Source organism: Cupriavidus consociatus (assembly GCF_017814975.1).
GTDB lineage: Bacteria > Pseudomonadota > Gammaproteobacteria > Burkholderiales > Burkholderiaceae > Cupriavidus > Cupriavidus consociatus.
The window spans coordinates 1-425 of the sequence record NZ_JAGIQA010000178.1; the positions used below are offsets into that span (position 1 = coordinate 1).

Below are 425 nucleotides of genomic sequence, written 5' to 3' on the forward strand. Positions count from 1 at the left end.
GCAATCGCGCTGGTGGTGCTGGTGATCTTCCTGTTCCTGCGCAATATCCCCGCCACCATCATCCCGGGCGTGGCGGTACCGCTGTCGCTGGTGGGCACCTTCGGCGTGATGTACCTGGCCGGCTTCTCGATCAACAACCTGACGCTGATGGCGCTGACCATTGCCACCGGCTTCGTGGTCGACGATGCGATCGTGATGATCGAAAACATCATGCGCTACATCGAGAAGGGCGATTCGCCGATGCAGGCGGCGTTCAAGGGCTCGAAGCAGATTGGCTTCACCATCATCTCGCTGACCTTCTCGCTGGTGGCGGTGCTGATCCCGCTGCTGTTCATGGGCGACGTGGTCGGCCGGCTGTTCCGCGAGTTCGCGATCACGCTGGCGGTGTCGATCCTGATCTCGGCGGTGGTGTCGCTGACGCTCAC

1 protein-coding gene is annotated in these 425 nt (G+C 62.1%); it reads left to right on the top strand.

The window, feature by feature from the left end; translation table 11 throughout:
- Positions 1 to 425 (top strand): efflux RND transporter permease subunit (locus J8I82_RS37985; RefSeq protein WP_209765792.1); only part of this gene is annotated, 425 nt, incomplete at both ends.